At 72.8% G+C, this 19,416-nt stretch carries 14 protein-coding genes; 5 read left to right on the plus strand and 9 right to left on the minus strand.

Going from position 1 to position 19,416, the window contains the following annotated elements:
* Positions 1-231 precede the first annotated feature (231 nt).
* The 3 genes from ACPA54_RS10165 to ACPA54_RS10175 all read left to right on the plus strand — a co-directional run bounded on the left by ACPA54_RS10165 (position 232) and on the right by ACPA54_RS10175 (position 4,595).
* Positions 232-915, plus strand: coding sequence for an RDD family protein (locus ACPA54_RS10165; RefSeq protein WP_423528361.1), 684 nt, complete (start codon positions 232-234; stop codon positions 913-915).
* A gap of 276 nt (positions 916-1,191) precedes the next feature.
* Positions 1,192-2,874, plus strand: coding sequence for a Cys-Gln thioester bond-forming surface protein (locus ACPA54_RS10170; RefSeq protein ID WP_423528362.1), 1,683 nt, complete (start codon positions 1,192-1,194; stop codon positions 2,872-2,874).
* 305 nt (positions 2,875-3,179) lie between these two features.
* Positions 3,180-4,595 (plus strand): thioester domain-containing protein, encoded by a 1,416-nt coding sequence (locus ACPA54_RS10175; protein ID WP_423528363.1) that lies wholly within the window; start codon positions 3,180-3,182, stop codon positions 4,593-4,595.
* A 142-nt stretch (positions 4,596-4,737) separates the two neighbouring features.
* On the opposite strand, the gene purH is transcribed toward ACPA54_RS10175, so the two are convergent.
* Together purH and purN are read right to left on the minus strand one after the other, a co-directional pair.
* Positions 4,738-6,306, minus strand: a complete 1,569-nt coding sequence (purH, locus tag ACPA54_RS10180; RefSeq protein WP_423528364.1) for a bifunctional phosphoribosylaminoimidazolecarboxamide formyltransferase/IMP cyclohydrolase — start codon at positions 6,304-6,306, stop codon at positions 4,738-4,740.
* The gene (purN, locus tag ACPA54_RS10185) at positions 6,303-6,947 is read right to left on the minus strand and encodes a phosphoribosylglycinamide formyltransferase (protein ID WP_423528365.1); all 645 of its coding nucleotides are present in this window, start codon (positions 6,945-6,947) and stop codon (positions 6,303-6,305) included. Before purN ends, purH begins: the two co-directional genes overlap by 4 nt.
* Before the next feature lie 466 nt (positions 6,948-7,413).
* Here purN and ACPA54_RS10190 point away from each other — a divergent pair, with 466 nt between their 5' ends.
* A complete protein-coding gene (locus ACPA54_RS10190) occupies positions 7,414-8,115 on the plus strand; it encodes a hypothetical protein (protein WP_423528366.1) in 702 nt (233 codons plus the stop codon).
* Positions 8,116-8,175: 60 nt separating this feature from the next.
* Here the strand turns inward: ACPA54_RS10190 and ACPA54_RS10195 are convergent, their stop codons facing one another.
* Entirely contained in the window at positions 8,176-9,606 is a 1,431-nt protein-coding gene (locus ACPA54_RS10195) for a cell division protein PerM (RefSeq protein ID WP_423528367.1), read from the minus strand.
* 206 nt (positions 9,607-9,812) lie between these two features.
* Between ACPA54_RS10195 and ACPA54_RS10200 the strand changes: the two genes are divergently transcribed.
* A complete protein-coding gene (locus ACPA54_RS10200; protein ID WP_423528368.1) occupies positions 9,813-11,060 on the plus strand; it encodes a sigma factor-like helix-turn-helix DNA-binding protein in 1,248 nt (415 codons plus the stop codon).
* 112 nt (positions 11,061-11,172) lie between these two features.
* On the opposite strand, the gene sucD is transcribed toward ACPA54_RS10200, so the two are convergent.
* The 6 genes from sucD to ACPA54_RS10230 form a co-directional block, all read right to left on the minus strand.
* On the minus strand, positions 11,173-12,057 hold the full coding sequence (sucD, locus tag ACPA54_RS10205) for a succinate--CoA ligase subunit alpha (protein WP_345673686.1): 885 nt from the start codon (positions 12,055-12,057) through the stop codon (positions 11,173-11,175).
* A gap of 16 nt (positions 12,058-12,073) precedes the next feature.
* Positions 12,074-13,249 (minus strand): ADP-forming succinate--CoA ligase subunit beta, encoded by a 1,176-nt coding sequence (gene sucC / locus ACPA54_RS10210; protein ID WP_423528369.1) that lies wholly within the window; start codon positions 13,247-13,249, stop codon positions 12,074-12,076.
* A gap of 353 nt (positions 13,250-13,602) precedes the next feature.
* A complete protein-coding gene (locus tag ACPA54_RS10215) occupies positions 13,603-14,784 on the minus strand; it encodes a VWA domain-containing protein (RefSeq protein WP_423528370.1) in 1,182 nt (393 codons plus the stop codon).
* On the minus strand, positions 14,781-17,300 hold the full coding sequence (locus tag ACPA54_RS10220) for a DUF5682 family protein (protein ID WP_423528371.1): 2,520 nt from the start codon (positions 17,298-17,300) through the stop codon (positions 14,781-14,783). Before ACPA54_RS10220 ends, ACPA54_RS10215 begins: the two co-directional genes overlap by 4 nt.
* Positions 17,300-18,421 carry an ATP-binding protein gene (locus ACPA54_RS10225; protein WP_423528966.1) on the minus strand — a complete coding sequence of 374 codons (1,122 nt, stop codon included), beginning with the start codon at positions 18,419-18,421 and terminating at the stop codon, positions 17,300-17,302. Before ACPA54_RS10225 ends, ACPA54_RS10220 begins: the two co-directional genes overlap by 1 nt.
* Before the next feature lie 262 nt (positions 18,422-18,683).
* A complete protein-coding gene (locus ACPA54_RS10230; protein ID WP_423528372.1) occupies positions 18,684-19,385 on the minus strand; it encodes a hypothetical protein in 702 nt (233 codons plus the stop codon).
* Positions 19,386-19,416: the final 31 nt, after the last annotated feature.

Here is a 19,416-nt window from a genome sequence, read left to right on the forward strand (position 1 = left end):
GCGCCGAGCTGCGGCCTGGTGTCCTCGGTCATGCGGCCCCCGGAACGATTCACAACAAAGCACAGCAAATCGTAGTGAATCTTCCGCCGATACGTTCCTTGTGCGTAGCTGTGACATCACGGTCGGCCAAGACACTGCCGTCCGGCACCGGGGACCGCTACCTTGCCGAGCCACGGCGTGCCCGACCGCGGGCCGCACCGCCGCGCGCGGACGAACCGATCGGAGGGACCCATGGGCATGCCCCCGGGACCGGACAACTACGGGCAGCAGCCGTACGGCCAGCAGCCCCCTCCCCCGCCCGGCTACGGCGCCCCTGCCTACGGCGCCCCGGGGTACGGCCAGCCCGGATACGACCAGCCCGGTTACGGCGCCCCCGGCTACGGCGCCCCCGCACCGGGGTACGGTGCGCCCGGCTACGGTGCGCCCGGCTACGGCTACGGGCCCCCGCCCGAGCTGCTCGCCGGCTGGGGAACCCGCGTCGGGGCAACGCTCCTGGACGGCTTGTGCGGCGCCCTCGTCGGCATACCGATGATCGCCGGCTACATCTGGATGTTCTCCAAGATGGAGAAGACCGGGGAAGTCGACATCAACGGCAACGAGACCATGTCGTACGAGGGTGGCCCGGGCCCGATCGCGCTGGTGGCCATAGGCGGCCTGATCGTGCTCGGCTTCATGCTGTGGCAGCTCTACAAGCAGGGCACCACGGGCCAGACCATCGGCAAGAAGGCGGTCGGCATCCGTGTGCTGCGCGAAGCGGACGGCTCGCCCCAGGGTTTCGGCATGGCCTTCGTCCGTCAGTTGGCGCACTTCCTCGACGGCATCTGCATGATCGGCTACCTGTGGCCGCTGTGGGACGCGAAGAAGCAGACGTTCGCCGACAAGGTGTGCAGCACTGTGGTGGTCAAAGCCGGCTGACCCGGGCCGACGCCTTCGGCCGTTTCGGCAAATCGGACAAAGAATCGCTTTGCCTCAGCTATCGGCGGTGATCCGCACGGATCACCGCCGATGGTATTTTTCCGCGGCGTTCGCGAAAACCATCCCGGAAATTCACCCCCGCGCGAATTGACTAAACCTGTCGCGACCTTGATTCTTTGAGAATCGACGGCTGGGGGGCCGCGCGCCCGGTGACGAGCCCGGGCAGCTGTTGGCCGCGTTCTTTCGCGAGGAGATCTCTTTTTCATGTTTCGGACGATGCGGGGCATATCCCGCGCGGGTTCGGCATGCGCCGCGACGGGCCTGGCGGCCGTCGCCGTGATCGGCATGTCGCCCGCCGCGTACGCCGACCAGGGCGGGATGCGGTTCCAGGGTGCGGTCAAGAACACGAGGGGTGACGTGACCCTCAAGGGCCGCGGCACCATCTCGACCGAGCTGATGGTGCTCAGCACCGGCGGCCCGCAGAGCCCCGAGCTGCTGGTCTACTGCATCGACCTCGAGACGCAGCTGCAGCGGAACGCCGACTACCGCGAGGGCACGTGGGCGGAGTCCTGGCTCAAGGACACCGCGAAGGTCGCGAAGATCAACTGGGTGCTGAACCACTCGTACCCGAAGGTCAACGACCTCGGCGCGCTCGCCAAGTCCGCCGGCTTCAAGCCGAGCAAGGGCCTCAGCGCGGAGGAGGCGGTCGAGGCGACCCAGGCGGCGATCTGGCACTACGCCAACGGCGCCGACCTGTCCGACTGGTGGAACGACGACGACGTCGTCAAGCTGTACGACTACCTCACCGGCAAGGCGAACTCCGGTGACGCCAACGAGCCCGGCGCCTCACTGTCGCTGACGCCGGGCACCGTCTCCGGCAAGGACGGCGACACCCCGGGCGTCGGCCCGGTCACCGTCAAGACCACCGGCACCGAGCCCGTCGCGGTCAAGCTCGACGGAAAGCCGGCGGACGGCGTCCAGCTCGTCGACAAGTCCGGCAACCCGGTCAACTCGGCGGCCGACGGCACCGAGCTGTACGTCAAGGTGCCGAAGAGCCAGAAGCCGGGCGAGGCGAAGATCTCCGCCACCACCAAGGCCGGCGTCAACATCGGCCGCGTGTTCCTCGGCGATAGCCGCAAGCAGACCCAGACGCTGATCGCGGCCGGCTCGCAGCCGTTCTCGACCAGCGCGTCGGCCACCGTCAAGTGGACCCACCAGGCCGTGCCGGTCCCGTCCGCGGCCTTCAAGGAGGACTGCGTCGAGGGCGGCGTGGCGGTCACGCTGAAGAACACCGGCGACGGGCCGGCGGACTTCACCGTCAACGGCAAGAAGGTCACCGTCCCGGGCGACTCCGAGAAGCGCGAGTTCGTCAAGGTCGCCGAGGACACCGCGTACAACGTCAAGGTGACCGGCCCGGGCGGCTTCTCCGAGACGTTCGCGGACACGCTCGACTGCATCGAGCCGGGCCCGACCGAGCCGACCACCCCGCCGACCACGGCCCCGGCCACCACCGCTCCGGCGACGACCGCCCCGGCCACCACGGCTCCGGCCACCACGGCCCCACCGACCGAGGCGCCGACCACCAAGGCCCCGGAAACCTCCGAGCCGCCGACCACGGCCCCGGCGACCACGTCGGCCCCCGCCACCTCGGCCCCGGCCACGTCGGCCCCGGCCACCTCGGCACCCGCCACGTCCGCCGCCCCGGCCACCACGTCCTCCGCGCCCGCGACCGAGGCGTCGCCGTCGGGCAGCAAGCCGCCGGCCAAGCCGATCGTCGACGGCGGCACCAGCCCGGAGATCGAGGTCCCGTGGCTGCCCGTGTCCAACAGCAAGGACCTCGCCGAAACCGGCGGCAACGACTCGAACACCGCGCTCATCGCCGGTGCCGCGGGTGCGCTGCTGCTGGCCGGCGGCGGTGCGGTCGTGCTGAGCCGCCGCCGCGGACGCCACCAGTCGTGACACCCGCCGGGTTTGCGGTGATCCGACCGCACCCGGACGGATATCCGGCTTAGCCGCCGGAAAGGGCCCCGCCAGTCGGCGGGGCCCTTTCCCGTTCCTATCCGGACGAATCACCCGTGGAATTCCCGGAGCGCATTTACTTCGAGATTTGTCGACAGACCGATTGGCCGGTGGAAATTCAATACCCGCCGCCTTAAGAAGGTAAAGCCCTTGGAACAAGGCTGTGACAATTCTCCGGACGTGTAGCGATCCGCCCCTAAGCTGCAACGCGTCGTTTCGGGCGTGAATTCGAGGGGAAGCGCCAGATGATCCGCATCCAAGAACGCAGGACGGCGGCCCGGCTGTCCGCAATCACCGCAGCGTCGGCTCTGGCGACCGTGGCCGCTCTCGCAGCGGCCGCGCCCGCCATGGCCGACGACGGCGTGCAGGCCACCTACAAGGGCTTGGCCTCCGGGCAGACCAACAAGGTCAAGCTCACCGGCCACGGCGAGAAGGACATTCCGGCCGGGCTCATGAACCTCCAGGTCAAGGGTTCGGGGGCGCCGACGCTCTCGGTCTACTGCATCGACCTGGAGAACCCGGTCGGCCAAGGCGACAACTACGCCGAAGGCAAGTGGGACGACACCTGGCTCGGCAAGCGCGCCGACGACGGCGGCAAGGTCAAGTGGATCCTGCTGAACTCGTACCCGACCAAGACGGTCGACCAGCTCAAGGCCGCCACCGGCGCGTCGGGCCTCAACGAGAGCGAGGCGGGCGCCGCCACGCAGGCCGCGATCTGGCACTTCAGCGACCACGCGGACCTCGACCCGGGGGCCGGCAAGAACGACCCCGACGTCAAGAAGGTCTACGACTGGCTGGTCCAGAACGCCAAGGTCGAGCAGGGCGAGGGCACCAAGTTCTCGCTGAGCCTGGAGAAGGACGACCTCTCCGGCAAGCCGTCCGACAACCCGGGCGTGGGGCCGTTCACCGTCAAGACCACCGCCGGCGGCAAGGACATCACCGCCAAGATCAAGGACGCTCCGGCGGGCACCAAGCTGGTCGGCAAGGACGGCAAGGAGATCACCGCCAAGGTCGGCAACGGCGACGAGCTGTACGTCAAGCCTCCGGCGGACAGCAAGAAGGGCGAGGCGACGTTCGAGGTCTCCGGCAGCTCCAGCGTCGACGTCGGCCGCGTCTTCAAGGGCGTCCGCAACGGCCAGAGCGTCGCGTCGCAGCTCCTGATCCTGGCCGGCAGCACGCCGGTCAAGGCCACCGCCGACGGCACCGCGAAGTGGGCGACCTCCGGGGCCCTCCCGGCGTTCACCGCCGACGAGAAGTGCGACGAGGGCGGTGTCGAGATCACCGCGACGAACAAGGGTGACGAGGACTTCACCTTCACGCTCGACGGCAAGCAGACCGTGGTCGCGAAGAACGGCGGCACGGTCAAGCAGCTGGTGAAGATCGCCGAGGACCAGAAGTACGACATCAAGATCGTCGGTCCGGACAACAAGGTCCTCAAGGAATTCACCGGCGTCGTGGACTGCAAGCCGGCCTCGACCACGGGCGGCGGCGGCACCCCGCCGACCACCGCGCCTGCGGCGTCTCCCGCGCCGAGCGGTCCGGAGCTGGCGCAGACCGGTGGCAACGGCTCCAACTCCACGCTGTATATGACCGGCGGCGCGGTGCTGCTGCTCGGCGGCGGCCTGGTGTTCTTCGTCGTGCGGCGCCGCACGGCCCAGTAAGCGCGTGACAGCCCGGTAGTACCGGGAGACCCGCACAACCGAAGGGCCCGGACACGCCGTGCGTGTCCGGGCCCTTCGCCGTTCGTCATCCTGCGGGAGGACTCCCCGGATCAGCCGCTCGGTTCGGCGGCCATTCGGCGGCTCAGTGGAAGAAGTGCCGCGTGCCGGTGAAGTACATCGTGATGCCGGCCTTGCGGGCCGCCTCGACGACAAGCTCGTCGCGCACCGAACCACCCGGCTGCACCACGGCCTTCACGCCGGCCTCGACCAGCACCTCAAGGCCGTCCGGGAACGGGAAGAACGCGTCGGACGCGGCGACCGCGCCGAGCGCCCGCTCCCCCGCCCGCTGCACCGACAGGCGCGCCGAGTCGACCCGGTTGACCTGGCCCATTCCCACGCCGACCGTGGCGCCGCCGGACGCCAGCAGGATCGCGTTCGACTTCACCGCGCGCACCGAGCGCCACGCGAACGCCAGGTCGCGCAGCGTCGCCTCGTCCGCGGCCTCGCCGGTGGCCAGGGTCCAGGTGGCCGGGTCGTCGCCCGCGGCCTGGAAGCGGTCCGTCTCCTGGAGCAGCAGCCCGCCGTCGATCTGCCGGAACTCGACCGGGGAGACCGGGGCTTCGGGAGCACGCAGCACCCGGATGTTCTTCTTCCGGGCCAGCGCCTCGACGGCGCCTTCCTCGTAGTCCGGGGCCACGATGACCTCGGTGAAGATCTCCGCGACCTGCTCGGCCATCGCCAGCGATACCGGGCGGTTGACCGCGATCACGCCGCCGAACGCCGAGACCGGGTCGCACTCGTGCGCGAGGCGGTGCGCCTCGGCCACGTCGGCGCCGATCGCGATGCCGCACGGGTTCGCGTGCTTGATGATCGCGACGCACGGGGCGTCGTGGTCGTAGGCGGCGCGGCGCGCGGCGTCGGTGTCGACGTAGTTGTTGTAGGACATCTCCTTGCCGTGCAGCTGCTCGGCGCCCGCGAGCCCGCCGCTGCCGCTGCTGTACAGGGCGGCGGCCTGGTGCGGGTTCTCGCCGTACCGCAGGACCGCGCGGCGCTGCTCGGCGGAGCCGACGAAGGCCGGGAACTGCTGGTCGTCGACCGGCGCGTACACGCCGGAGAACCAGGACGCGACGGCGACGTCGTAGGCGGCGGTGTGCGCGAACGCCTCGCCCGCGAGGCGCTTGCGGGTCGCCAGGTCGAAACCGCCGTCGGCGGCCGCGGCGAGCACGTCAGCGTACCGGTCCGGGCTGGTGACGACCGCGACGGACGGGTGGTTCTTGGCTGCGGCACGCACCATCGACGGGCCGCCGATGTCGATCTGCTCGACGCACTCGTCCGGGGTGGCGCCCGACGCGACGGTCGCCTCGAACGGGTAGAGGTTGACCACCACGAGGTCGAACGGCGCGACGCCGAGCTCGTCGAGCTGCGCGCGGTGCGACTCCAGGCGCAGGTCCGCGAGGATGCCCGCGTGCACGCGCGGGTGCAGGGTCTTGACCCGGCCGTCGAGGCACTCGGGGAAGCCGGTCAGCTCCTCGACCTTGGTGACCGGGACGCCGGCCGCGGCGATCTTGGCGGCCGTGGAGCCCGTCGAGACGAGTTCGACCCCGGCGGCATGCAGCCCCTGGGCGAGCCCCTCAAGCCCGGTCTTGTCGTACACGCTGACCAGCGCGCGGCGGATCGGACGCTTGTTCGGGGAGCTGTCAGGGGTGCTCATGATCCGAATCTGACCTTTCGAGCTTCGATGCGGTAACCCTCGCGGGCGAGGCGGCCCACGATGTCGACGAGCAGGGAGCGCTCGACTGTCTTGATGCGCTCGTGCAGGGCTTCGCCGCCGTCCGCGTCGTCGTCCGGTTCGACCGCGACGACGCCTTGGGCGACGATCGGGCCGGTGTCGACGCCGGCGTCGACGAAGTGGACGGTGCAGCCGGTGACCTTCGCGCCGTACGCCAGCGCGTCGCGGACGCCGTGCGCGCCCGGGAACGACGGCAGCAGCGCGGGGTGGGTGTTGAGGGTGCGCTCTTCGTAGCGGCGCAGGAACTCGGGCCCGAGGATCTTCATGAAGCCGGCCGACACGACCAGGTCGGGGGTGTACGCCGCGACCGCGTCGGCGAGCGCGCGGTCCCAAGCGGCGCGGTCCGCGAAGTCCGCGACCTTGACGACGAACGTGGGAACCCCGGCCTTCTCCGCCCGGGCCAGCCCGAGGATGTCCGCGCGGTCCGCGCCGACGGCGACGATCTCGGCCCCGTAGGCGGGGTCTGCGGCGGCGTCGAGGAGCGCCTGCAGGTTGGAGCCGGAGCCGGAAACCAGGACGACGAGCCGCGCGGGCCCGGGGGTGCGCGGGGCGTGTACGGCCACTGCGGGGCTCTCTCCGACCAGGGGGGCGAACGGTGGCGATCGGCGGCGCGGCGGCCGCGCGGCCCGCCGGCGCGGCGCCTGCCCCGCGGTCCCGCACGAAGGCGGTACGGGGGTCCGGGAACACGCGGGCGGTGCCCGATCGTCAGCAACGATAGCGTCACGGGGTACGGGGTACCGAACCCGGGAGGCGCCGCACGCCCGCCGACGGGTCGCGGCGGGTCCGGGCGGGCCGCCCGGCGGCGGCCGGGGACCGCGTCCGCGGATTGCCGCCCGCGCGCGATCCGCGGGTGGCGCGCACACGTACCATCCCGGGGTAAACGTTCACTTCGGCCGGCTCGACACAGCCAGGCCTGCGGCACGGAGGTAGGGCACTCTGCTGGACGGCGCCAGGCGTGGGATGTACGCGCGTGAGGCAAGGCAGGCGGGTGCCCCTTGGGGATCCGGCACGACGAGGGCGGGCACGCTGATGAATACCGGCAACGACACCGACGAACGGGACCCTTACGCCCCGCCGCCGGAGGGCGCACCCGACCGTCCGCCCGCCGCGCCGTGGAACGTCCCGAGCGCGGGCGGCTCGGGCGGCTCGGGCGGCCAGGGGCCGAACCCGGAGCCGGAGCAGCGCGACCCGTGGGGCCGGCCGCGCCAGGAGCAGCGTCCGGACCGCGACCGCGACCGCGACGAGCAGAAGCCCGCCGACCCGCGCCGCCGGAACGCCCGGATCGCGATGTGGCTCGGTCTGTGGGCGCTGCTCTTCGGGCTGATGGTGTCCCAGGAGATCGGCATCGTCATGGGCGTCGCCGCGGTGGTGCTGGGCGTGCGGACGCTGCGCGGCACGTCCGCGCCGCGGGTCGGCCCGCGGGTCGAGCAGGGCCCCGGCGGCACCGCGCACCACCCGGGTCCGGCGCGCCGCGTCGACCGCCCCGCCGTGGTGGCGCCGCAGGCCGCGCGCGGCACCGTCACGCGCCCGCCGGGGGCGATGGTGGGCCTGGTCACCGGGCTCATGGCGATCGTGTGGGTGCTCAGCGTGTGGAGCTTCCGGTGGTCGCACCAGGACTACTACGACTGCATGGACGCGGCGCTGACCAAGACCGCCGAGCAGTCGTGCAAGCAGGAACTGCCGAGCTACCTGCGGGACAACATCAACGACGTGGACCAGACGCTGTTCTGAGGACCGTCTCTGCGGACCGTCTCTGCGGACAGTCGGGGAGGCTGCCCCGGGGGCTGCCCGTCACACCGTCGGGTGCGCGCCCTGGCCCGGCACCGTCACCACGGCCGTGGTCACCTGCGCCGCGGCACGGACCGTGCGCCACCGCTGCCAGGCCGCCGCGAGCGCGACCACCGTCGCGACGACCGCGATTTCGGCGGCCACCAGGCCGGCGGTCGTCCACACGTGCGGGCCGACCCGGGTCAGCCGGTGCGCGCCCGCCGCGCCGGTCGCGAGCCACGCCGCCGCGGCGGCGAACAGCCCGGCCACCGGCCCGGACAGGGCGGCGGCACCGACCGCGGTGCCGAGCCGTCCCGCGGGGACGCCGCGGGCCGCGACGAGCCCGGCGACGATCCCCGCGGCGGCCGGGACCGCCGTGGTGCACCAGCCCAGCGTCGACGTGCCGGTCGGCAGCGTGCCCAGCAGCGGCAGCGCGGGCACCGCGCCGAGGCTGACCGCCGTGGGCGCGACGGTGGTGCCGACGCCGACCGCGAAGCCCGCGCCGGACGCGTAGGCGACCGCGCACACCACGGCGTTCGGCAGCAGCGCGACGCACAGCAGCGCCAGCGCGAACATGTCCGGCGCCCCTTGCGCGACGCGGTCGGCCAGCCGGGTCACGTCGCCGCCGTGCCGCAGCAACGAGGCGACCACGATGAGCGCGCCGCCGCATGCCAGCGCGCACGCCGCGGCGGTTCCGGCGCGGAGGGCGGCGCGGGCCGGTACGGCATACGGGCGCAGGCGGTCGGCGGCCGACGGCGGCAGCCGGTCCGGGAGGGTCCGGAAGGCGCCGGCCCGGAGAAGGCCGTACGCCCCCGCCACGGCCACGGCCGTGGCGGCGGCGACGGGGGCGCGTTCGCGCACCGGCTGGATCGCGGGGGTCGCGGCGACCACGGCGGCGAGATAGGCGAGCGCGGCGTACACCGCCGTGCACGCGCCGAGCGCGACGAGCGCCGCCTTCGGTTCGCGCGGTTCGCCGCCGGGCGGCCCCGCGCACCGGCGGCCGGCCCTGACCAGCACGACCAGCACGGGCACGGTCACGCCGAGCGGGACGATGCCGAGGCGCACCGAGCCGTCCGGCCCGTCGCCCGCCACGTCGAGACCGACGCGGTGCGCGGCGAGCCAGATCTGGCCTGCGGTGCGCAGGATCCCGCCCGGATCGCCGAAGCCTCCGGCGAGGGCGTCCGCGACCACGGCGGCGAGCACCGGCGCCACCGCGATACCGACGCCGAGGCCGGCCGCGGCGAGTCCGGCGAGCGCGCCGTCGAAGGCGGCCTGGGTGTGGACGCCGCGCGCGGCGTCGTCGAAAGGCTCGGCGCCGTCGGAGAGATCCCGCAAACCCTCGGTCTCCGAGGTCTCCGAGGTCTCCCGGGTCTCCGGCGTTTCCGGCCTCTCCGGCGCGTCCGCAAGGTCCTGGGCGGCGGGGTCCTGTGCGGCGGGTACAGGGGTGTCGCTCACGAGAACTCATGCTGCCAACGCGAGGGCGATCCGCCCGGTATATGACGTTCGCTCCGCCCGTGTCGGCCGATTCCGACCGCTTATCGGCGGATTCTCTCCGGAATCATCAGGCATATTGCATGACAATTCACCCGTCGGGGTAACCGCAGCCTTCCGACGATCCTGCGCGCACCAACGCGCGTCCCGGCGACAGGAGCACGGCAGGCATGGACACCGCGGGCTTCGACGCGTTCTACGACCGGACCGCCGCGGATGTCGCCCGCCACGTCTACCTGCTCACCGCGAGCCCGCACCGCGCCGAACACGTGACGTACCGCGCCTACGCCCGCGCCTTCGCCGAATGGGACACCGTCGAGACGCTGCCCGACCCCGACGCCTGGGTCCGCATGCTCGCCTCCGACATGGCCTTGGACCACCTGCACCGCGGCGGGCACCGGATCGGGGCGTGGATACCGCGCGCGGACGGCATCGCCCGCAGGGTCCGCCGCGGGGCACCCGAGCAGCCCGCGGACGGGCCCCCCGCGCCCGCGTCCGACGGGACCGCACCCGACGCACCCGACGTCCCGGACCTCACCGGCGACACCGACGCCGCCGCGGCCGCCGACCGGGCCTGGTCGGCCGATGTCGCGCTGCTGCGGGCCCTTCGCCGGCTGCCCGCCCGGCGCCGCCGGGCCGTGGTGCTGCGGCACCACCTCGGCATGTCCGTCGAACAGGTCGCGGTCGAAACCGAGGCGACGACCGGGACCACGGTCGACCGGATCTCCCGTGGCAACCACCAACTCGCCCGGCGCGTGGGTGAGTTGACCGGGCCCGACCCGGACTCGCCGGAAGCCCACGAGCGGCTGCACGCCGTGATGGCCGACCTGACCGGCCGGTACCGGCCGAAGCTGCGCGCCGCCCCCACGGTGCGCACCGGGGCACGCGTGCGGACGGGCGTGCTGGTCGGCGTCGTGTCCGCCGGCGTGCTGGCACTCGGCGGGTTCGCGGTCGCCAGCATGGCGAGCCCGGGGAAGCTCCCCGACGAACGGGCGGAAGTCCAGCAGTCGCTGGCCGCGCGGGCCGCCGCGGGCGACCCCCTTCGGGCGGACGCCACGGACCGGCCGCGCGACTTCCGCTTCGGGCACACGACCGCGCGCGCCCAGGACGTACCGGACGGCATGTACGAGCTGGTCACCGTCCAGAGCGCCGCCGACCACGACGGCGGCACCTTCCTGACCGTCGGCACCGCCCGGGTCGGCGAGGGCACCGCGGGCGTGCCGCCGCTCCGCGAAGTGCCGCTCGCCGAACAGGTGACCATCCGCGGCGAGAAGTCCTTCGGCAACCGCGAGCCCATGCTCGTCGACCCGCCGAAGTTCCTCGAGAAGCTCGCCCAGGGCGGCCTGGCCAAGGCGACGTTCCAATTGCACTACGACGACGACGCCCAGGTCGACAAGATCACCGAGTACTCCCGCTGACCGGCCGGCCCCGGGAACCGCGGCACCCCCGGAGCCGGGCATGCGAACGCCCCCGCCGGAATCCCGGCGGGGGCGTTCGGCCGTCGCGTGCACGCCGGCCTGCGGGGGCTTGTCAGCCCTCCATGATCGCGCGCATGAGGCGGGCGGTCTCGGACGGCGTCTTGCCGACCTTGACGCCGACCTCTTCGAGCGCGTCCTTCTTCGCCTGGGCGGTGCCGGCCGAGCCGGACACGATGGCGCCGGCGTGGCCCATCGTCTTGCCCTCGGGCGCGGTGAAGCCCGCCACGTAGCCGACGACCGGCTTCGTGATGTGCTCCTTGATGTACGCCGCGGCACGCTCTTCGGCGTCGCCGCCGATCTCGCCGATCATCACGATCGCGTCGGTGTCCGGGTCGTCCTGGAACGCCTGGAGGCAGTCGATGTGCGTGGTGCCGATGATCGGGTCGCCGCCGATGCCGACCGCGGTCGAGAAGCCGATGTCGCGCAGCTCGTACATCATCTGGTACGTCAGCGTGCCCGACTTCGACACCAGGCCGATGCGGCCCGGCTTGGTGATGTCGGCCGGGATGATGCCGGCGTTCGACTGGCCCGGCGTGATGAGGCCGGGGCAGTTCGGGCCGATGATGCGGGTCTTGTTGCCCTTGGCACCGGCGAGCGCCCAGAACGACGCCGTGTCGTGGACCGGCACGCCCTCGGTGATGACGACCGCGAGGGCGATCTCCGCCTCGATCGCCTCGACGACCGCGTCCTTGGTGAACTTCGGCGGGACGAAGATGACCGTGACGTCCGCGCCGGTGGCCTCCATGGCCTCGGCGACGGTGCCGAACACCGGTACCTCGGTGCCGTCGAAGTCGACCTTCTCGCCGGCCTTGCGCGGGTTCACGCCGCCGACGATGTTCGTGCCGGACGCCAGCATGCGGCGGGTGTGCTTCGTACCCTCCGAGCCGGTCATGCCCTGGACGATGACCTTGCTGTCCTTGGTCAGGAAGATAGCCATGTGAGTTCAGGCTCCCTTACTTCGCAGCCGCGAGCTCGGCGGCACGGTCGGCCGCGCCGTCCATGGTGTCCACCTGCTGCACGAGCGGGTGGTTGGCGTCGGTCAGGATCTGCCGGCCGAGCTCGGCGTTGTTGCCGTCGAGGCGGACGACCAGCGGCTTGTTGACCTCTTCGCCCTTGCTCTTCAGCAGCTCGAGCGCCTGCACGATGCCGTTGGCGACCGCGTCGCACGCGGTGATGCCGCCGAACACGTTCACGAAGACCGAGCGGACGGCCGGGTCGCCGAGGATGATCTCCAGGCCGTTCGCCATGACCTCGGCCGACGCGCCGCCGCCGATGTCGAGGAAGTTGGCGGGCTTGACGCCGGAGTGCTTCTCACCGGCGTACGCGACCACGTCGAGGGTGCTCATGACGAGACCCGCGCCGTTGCCGATGATGCCGACCTCGCCGTCGAGCTTGACGTAGTTGAGGCCCTTGGCCTTGGCCGCCGCCTCGAGCGGGTCGGCCGCGTCCTTGTCCTCGAGCGCCTCGTGCTCCGGCTGGCGGAAGTCGGCGTTCTCGTCGAGGGAGACCTTGCCGTCGAGCGCGATGATCTTGCCCTCGCCGGACTTGATCAGCGGGTTGACCTCGACCAGCGTGGCGTCTTCCTTGATGAAGACGGTCCACAGGCTCTTGAGGACCTCGACGATCTGGTCGTGCAGCTCGGCCGGGAACTTCGCGGCCTCGACGATCTCGCGGGCCTTGGCCTCGGTCACGCCCTCGTTCGCGTCGACCGGGATCTTGGCGAGCGCCTCGGGCTTGGTCGCCGCGACCTCTTCGATCTCCATGCCGCCCTCGACGGACGCCATGGCGAGGAAGGTGCGGTTGGTGCGGTCGAGAAGGAAGGAGACGTAGTACTCCTCCGCGATCTCGCCGAGACCCGCAAGCATCACCTTGTGGACGGTGTGGCCCTTGATGTCCATGCCGAGGATGTCGGTGGCCTTCTCGACCGCCTCGTCCGGGCTGAACGCCAGCTTGACGCCACCGGCCTTGCCACGGCCGCCGACCTTGACCTGGGCCTTGACAACGGCCTTGCCGCCCAGGCGCTCGGTCGCGGCGCGCGCGGCCTCCGGGGTGTCGACGACTTCACCGGGGAGAACAGGCACCCCGTGCTTGGCGAAGAGGTCCCTCGCCTGGTACTCGAACAGGTCCACGCGCGTCCGTCCTTGTGATCGCGGTTGTTGTCGGAAGACATCTCGCGCCACGTTCGTCGACCATGAAGGTCCGATGGAGGCCAGGATGGCTCGCCCCCAGGAACCTCTGGTGGACGGCGTCCGTACGCGCGGCTGATCCGCCTTGCAGAGTAACCGGGGCAGGGGCGTGGTCAGAACCGGGGGCTTGATCACACCGCCCGACGTGTCGCGCCGCCGTCCGGGACCGGCCTCCGCACCGGGCCGGATACGTCCCGTTTACACCCCATCCATCGTTGCGTACCCGGCACGCGCGTGCACCCTCCGGCCTCGGCAAGCCGCCGCAGTGTGGCGCAGCCCACGTCCCGATTGCGCGGTCAACCCTCCGGAACGGGCAGCGGGGTGCCCTGCACGGCGGCGGCCATGACTTCCGGGAACAGGTCGGGGGTGCACGCGAACGCGGGGCTGCCGAGCGCGGCGAGCGCCGCCGCGTTCTCGTGGTCGTACGCGGGCGCGCCCTCGTCGGACAGCGCCAGCAGGGTGATCACCTGCACGCCCGCGCGCTGCATCGCGGCGACCCGGCGCAGCATCTCCTGCCGGACGCCGCCCTCGTACAGGTCGCTGACCAGCACGACGATCGTGTCGGCGGGGCGGGTCACCAGGGTCTCGCAGTAGGCGAGGGCGCGGTTGATGTCGGTGCCGCCGCCGAGCTGGGTGCCGAACAGCACGTCGACCGGGTCGGTCAGCTGCTCGGTGAGGTCGACGACGGACGTGTCGAACACGACGAGCGACGTGCGCAGCGACCGCATCGAGGCGAGGACGGCGCCGAACACCGACGCGTAGACGACGGACGCGGCCATCGACCCGGACTGGTCGATGCACAGCACGACGTCTTTCTGCACGCCGTGCCGCTGCCGCCCGTAGCCGACCAGGCGTTCCGGGACGACGGTGCGGTGGTCGGCTTGGTAGTGCTTGAGGTTGGCGCGGATCGTGGCGTTCCAGTCGATGTCGCGGTGCCGGGGGCGGTGGATCCGCGCGGACCGGTCGAGGGCGCCTTGCACGAGGCTGCGGGTGCGCTGGGCGATGCGCTGTTCGAGGTCGTCGACGACGCGGCGGACCACGGCGCGGGCGGCTTCCTTGGCGTTCTCGGGCATGAGCCGGTTGAGCGAGAGGAGTGTGCCGACGAGGTGGACGTCGGGTTCGACGGCCTCCAGCATCTCCGGTTCGAGGAGGAGCCGGGTGAGGTCGAGGCGTTCGATGGCGTCCTGCTGGAGGATCTGCACGACACCGCTCGGGAAGTACTCGCGGATGTCGCCGAGCCAGCGCGCCACCGACGGGGCGGACGCGCCGAGCCCGGCCGCGCGCTGCCCGCCGCCGCGGCCGCCGCCCTCCGCCGGGGCGGGCCGGTAGAGCGCGGCGAGGGTCTCGTCGATGCGGCGGTCCTGGCCGGTGAGGGCGGTTCCGGTGCCGTCCGCGTCGCCGCCGAGGATCAGGCGCCAGCGGCGCAGGCGCTCGGCGTCGGGAAGGCCCGCGGGGCGCGTGCCGGGTGCGGCGGTCATCGGGCGGCTCCGAGCAGGTAGGCGGCCAGCGGGAGTACGGCGTCCGCGCGGGCGGGGTCGAACGGCAGCGCCGGCCCGTCGTCGCCGCGTGCGGCGGTGCCGGGGGCGCGGAGGCGTTCGCCGAGCGTGCGGCGTTCCGGAGCGGCGAAGGTGGCGAACGTGCGGCGCAGCAGCGGCAGGACGTCGGTGAACGCGTCGCCGGGGATGTCCGCGACCCACGCGTCGATCAGCGCGAGCAGCGCGTCGTCGTGCACGAGGACCAGGCCGCCGCCGGCGAGGAAGCCTTCGATCCACCCGGCGGCGTCCCGGAACGGGGTACCGCGGGTCAGCGCCCGGGACATGCGCGGGGCGGCGTCGGCGGCGGTGAGGCGGCCGGCGTCCAGCAGCAGGCGCACGGCGCGGCCGGTGAGGAGGCCGGGCAGGTCGGGGCGCTCGGCGAGGCGGGTGAGGGCGGCGTACCAGTCGTCGCGCGGGTCGGCGGTCCGCACACTGTGCGTCTCGACGGTGTCCGCGGTGGCTGCCGGGCCTGCCGTGTCCGTGGTGGCGAGGAGTTGCACCGCGTCGTGGACGGCGTCGAGGTGGCGGCGCATGTCGCGGGCGCCGTCGCCGTCGAGCCCCGCGCACGCGGGGACCAGGCCGACGCAGATACGCAGCAGGAGGCCGTCGGCGACGGTCGCCAGGGCGGCGGTGTCGGTGCCGCGGACGTCGCCGTAGCGCAGCGCGCGGACGAGTGCGGGGAGGGCTTCGGCCAGGCCCGCGACGTCGGTGCCGAGCGCCGCCTTGTCCTGGAGGGCGCGCATCACCAGCGGCAGCGCGTCGGGCAGGTCGGCCTGCAGGCACTGCTCGGCGACCGCGGTGAGGTCGGCGAGAGAGCCCGCGCACGCCGCGAGTTCGACGGCGTGCGCGGTCGCCGCACCGAGGACGGTGGTGCCCCACACACCCGCTTCGGCGACCCGGATGGCGAGTTCGGGCTGCCAGGCGAGCGTCCAGGTCTCCCGGAAGGTGCCGGTACCGCGCCGGGACGCGGTCGGCGTGCCCCACGGGATGTCGAGGAGAGTGAGCCGCGTGAACAGGCGGCTGCGGTCGGCGTCGAGGGTCTTGCGCAGGTCGAGTTCGAGCTTGCGGTCGGCCAGGGTCAGGGAGAGCCGTTTGCGCTGCACGTCGAGGTCGCGCTGCAGCGGAACGGCGGGCACGGTCACGGGGACGGCGCCGATGCGGTCGCCGACCACGATGTCGTCGTGGACGAGCGCGAGCGGGGCGTCGTCGCCGTCGCACATGACCGCGCGCACCGCTTCGAGGGTCTCGTCGAGCCCGGCGAGCGGACGGCCGCGCAGCGCGGCGAGCGTCTCGGCGTGCCGGACCGCCTCGATGACGTGCGCGGGCGACACGGGGCGGCCCGCCGCCCGGAACAGCTCGGCGACGCGCACGAACCAGGCGGGCAGCAGCCGTTCGCGGTCGTCCGTGGCGAACAGGTGGTGGTACCAGCCGGGCGACGGCACGCCCGCGCCGTAGCCGGAGGCCTGTCCGAGGCGGCGGTACGTCCACGGCACCCACGTCGTCTCGACCTTGACGCGCGGCAGCGCCCCGCCGCGCGCGAGCGCGGCGAACGGCGCCAGCACGGCGCGGTCTTCGGCCACCGGCCGGGACGCGGCGAGCGCGGGGACATGCCAGGCGCCGCACACCACCGCGACCTCGCGGAAGCCCTGCCGGTAGGCGGTGTCGATCGCGAGGCGCATGTGCGCTTCGCGGGCGGCTTCGAGGTCGGGGAGATCCTCGGCGGTCTCGGCGGTCTCCGTGGTTTCGGCGGTCTCGGCGTCTTCTGCGGTCGCCACCGGCCCGTCGGGGTCGGCGGGCCCGGGTGCCGACGTCGGTTCGCGCAGCGCGCCCATCGCTTCGGCGAGCAGCGCGAAGGGTGCGAGCGGGTCGGCGCCGCCGGCCTGGTGCTCGACGGCGTCCTCCCACCAGCGTTCCGGGTCGTCGTGTCCGGCGACGCGGGCGAGGACGGCGATGGGGTCGGTGCGATGGCTCTCACCGGGTATCGGCGGGTGTGACGTGTCCGGGGTTCCCAGGGTGTCCGGGGTGTCCGGGGTGTCCGGGGTGTCCGGGATGCGCGTCGGCTCGGGATCCGGTTCCGGTGCGGCGTTCCGGCGGGCGGCGCGGGCCCGGTCGAGGGCGAAGCCGCAGCCGGCCGGGAGATCGATGAAGCGGACCGGGACGCCGTGGTCGAGGGCGTAGCGGATGGCGGCCCATTCGGGGCTGAACTCGGCATACGGCCAAAACCCGGCCTGTCCGGGGTCGTCCTTCGCGTGGGCGAGCAGGGCGACGGGCGGCACCATCTCCGGGTCGGCGGCGTAGGACAGCAGCAGGTCGGCCTCGGGCGGACCCTCGACCAGGACGATGTCCGGCGCGGTGGCGGCGAGTGCCGCGGCGACCGCGCGGGCCGAGCCGGGCCCGTGGTGGCGGACCCCGAGCAGGTGCGGACGCCGGGGCGCCTTCGCCTTCGCCGGCTTCGGCATCAGGCGGCACCCGCTTCGCGGCACGCCCGGTAGAAGTCCTGCCAGCCGTCGCGCGACCGGACGACGGTCTCCAGGTACTCGCGCCACACCACGCTGTCCGCCGACGGGTCCTTGACGACCGCGCCGAGGATCCCCGCCGCGGTGTCGGACGGCCGCAGCACCCCGTCGCCGAAGTGCGCGGCGAGCGCGAGACCGCCGGTCACCACGGAGATCGCCTCGGCGGTGGACAAGGTCCCGGACGGCGACTTGACCTTGGTGCGGCCGTCCTCGGTCAGGCCCGCCCGCAGCTCGCGGAAAACCGTGACGACGCGCCGGAGTTCGGCGTGCGCGGCCTCGATCTGCGGGAGTTCCAGCGAGGCACCGAGCTGGGCGACGCGCCGGGCGACGATGTCGATCTCGTCGTCGGCGGTGGCGGGCAGCGGCAGTACGACGGTGTTGAACCGGCGGCGCAGCGCGCTCGACAGGTCGTTGACCCCGCGGTCCCGGTCGTTGGCGGTCGCGATGAGGTTGAAGCCGCGGACGGCCTGGACCTCGTCGGAGAGTTCGGGGACCGGCAGGGTCTTCTCGGACAGGATCGTGATGAGCGTGTCCTGCACGTCCGCGGGGATGCGGGTGAGTTCCTCGACGCGGGCGATGCGGCCTTCCGCCATGGCGCGCATCACCGGGCCGGGCACGAGCGCGTCGCGGCTCGGGCCGTGCGCGAGGAGCTGCGCGTAGTTCCAGCCGTAGCGGATGGCTTCCTCGGGCGTGCCCGCGGTGCCCTGCACGAGCAGCGTCGAGTCGCCGCAGATCGCCGCCGCGAGGTGCTCCGACACCCACGTCTTGGCCGTGCCCGGGACGCCGATCAGCAACAGCGCGCGGTCGGTGACCAGGGTCGTGACGGCGACCTCGACGATGCGGCGCGGGCCGACGTACTTCGGGCTGATCACGGTCCCGTCCGGCAGCACCCCGCCCAGCAGATACGTGGCGACCGCCCACGGCGACAGGTTCCAGCGCGCCGGCCGCGGCCGGTCGTCGGCGGCCGCGAGCGCGGCGAGTTCCGCGGCGAACGCCTGCTCGGCATGCGGACGGAGCGCGGCATCGGCGGGCGGAGTCGCGGGTGCGGAAGTGGTCACGGACAGCCCCCGAATTCGACGGAACGGACGAGGCCGCCAGGGGTGGGAAGGCCTGGCGACGGGTTCCAGGATGGCGGTCGGGGCTGACATCCGGGGGCGGGCGGTGTGCGGCAAGGCGACCATCCGCACGCCGAAAAGCCCCGAGCCGCCGCGCGGTATGCGCGGGCGGCTCGGGGCTTTCGTGGCGGTGTCGCTGCTTCGCCGCCGGTAGGGCCGCCGCTCCCGATCCGGTGCCCTCCCCGGCACGTTCTCGGACCGCGGCCGCCGGTCAGCGCGTGATGGTGCTCTTCCCCAGTGCGAGTCCCGTGAAGGCGACCGCCATCCAGATCGGCATCGTGATGGCGCCGAGCCCCGGCACCGACATGACCACGAAGCCGACCACCGGCGGCAGCATGGCGGCGACGGTGAACCAGCCGATCCACCGCGACACGGTGCGCTCGCGCAGCGCCATCCACGCGATGCCCCCGGCCGCCACCAGCACCGCGAACCAGCCGATCCAGGCGCCGAAGTCGTTGAGCATGTAGTAGACGTAGCGGCCCTGCTGGTCGAAGGCGTCGTCCTCGGGCCCGCCCTTGCCGTAGATGGCCATGGCGCCCTTCCAGCCGTAGCCGAGCGTCAGGGCCCCGGCCGCGGCGTTGAGCCCGCTCGCCACCACACGTGCCGCCGTGCTGCCCGGCACCCGCGGCTCCACGTGCCGGCGCCACGCCGCGGCGGTCACCAGCAGCAGCGCGACGGTCATGAAGCCGCCGAGGAAGCCGAGGCGCGAGTACAGCACGTCGATGTCGTCGACCTTGGCGATCGTCATCTCGTCGAGGTCGCCGCTCTGCCCGGCGCGGACGTCCAAGAAGACCGTCGACACCAGACCGAGAAGCCCGGCGGCCGCCCCCGTCAGCGGCCACAGGATCCGGCGTGCCGGGGCCTCCCCCGCCCCGGCACGCCCGCCGACGGGCGCGGATTCCGTGTACGTCATGTGGTTTCTCCCCCCACACATGTCCACCGCC

Origin of the sequence: Uniformispora flossi (assembly GCF_049534875.1) — a bacterium.
Classification (GTDB): Bacteria; Actinomycetota; Actinomycetes; order Streptomycetales; family Streptomycetaceae; genus Yinghuangia; species Yinghuangia aomiensis.

Excerpts from the sequence above, each read along its gene's own strand:
- ACPA54_RS10165 (WP_423528361.1), top strand. The coding sequence starts at position 232 with ATGGGCATGCCCCCGGGACCGGACAACTACGGGCAGCAGCCGTACGGC.
- ACPA54_RS10170 (WP_423528362.1), top strand. The coding sequence starts at position 1,192 with ATGCGGGGCATATCCCGCGCGGGTTCGGCATGCGCCGCGACGGGCCTG.
- ACPA54_RS10175 (WP_423528363.1), top strand. The coding sequence starts at position 3,180 with ATGATCCGCATCCAAGAACGCAGGACGGCGGCCCGGCTGTCCGCAATC.
- purH (WP_423528364.1), bottom strand. The coding sequence starts at position 6,306 with ATGAGCACCCCTGACAGCTCCCCGAACAAGCGTCCGATCCGCCGCGCG.
- ACPA54_RS10190 (WP_423528366.1), top strand. The coding sequence starts at position 7,414 with ATGAATACCGGCAACGACACCGACGAACGGGACCCTTACGCCCCGCCG.
- ACPA54_RS10200 (WP_423528368.1), top strand. The coding sequence starts at position 9,813 with ATGGACACCGCGGGCTTCGACGCGTTCTACGACCGGACCGCCGCGGAT.
- sucD (WP_345673686.1), bottom strand. The coding sequence starts at position 12,057 with ATGGCTATCTTCCTGACCAAGGACAGCAAGGTCATCGTCCAGGGCATG.
- ACPA54_RS10215 (WP_423528370.1), bottom strand. The coding sequence starts at position 14,784 with ATGACCGCCGCACCCGGCACGCGCCCCGCGGGCCTTCCCGACGCCGAG.
- ACPA54_RS10220 (WP_423528371.1), bottom strand. The coding sequence starts at position 17,300 with ATGCCGAAGCCGGCGAAGGCGAAGGCGCCCCGGCGTCCGCACCTGCTC.
- ACPA54_RS10230 (WP_423528372.1), bottom strand. The coding sequence starts at position 19,385 with ATGACGTACACGGAATCCGCGCCCGTCGGCGGGCGTGCCGGGGCGGGG.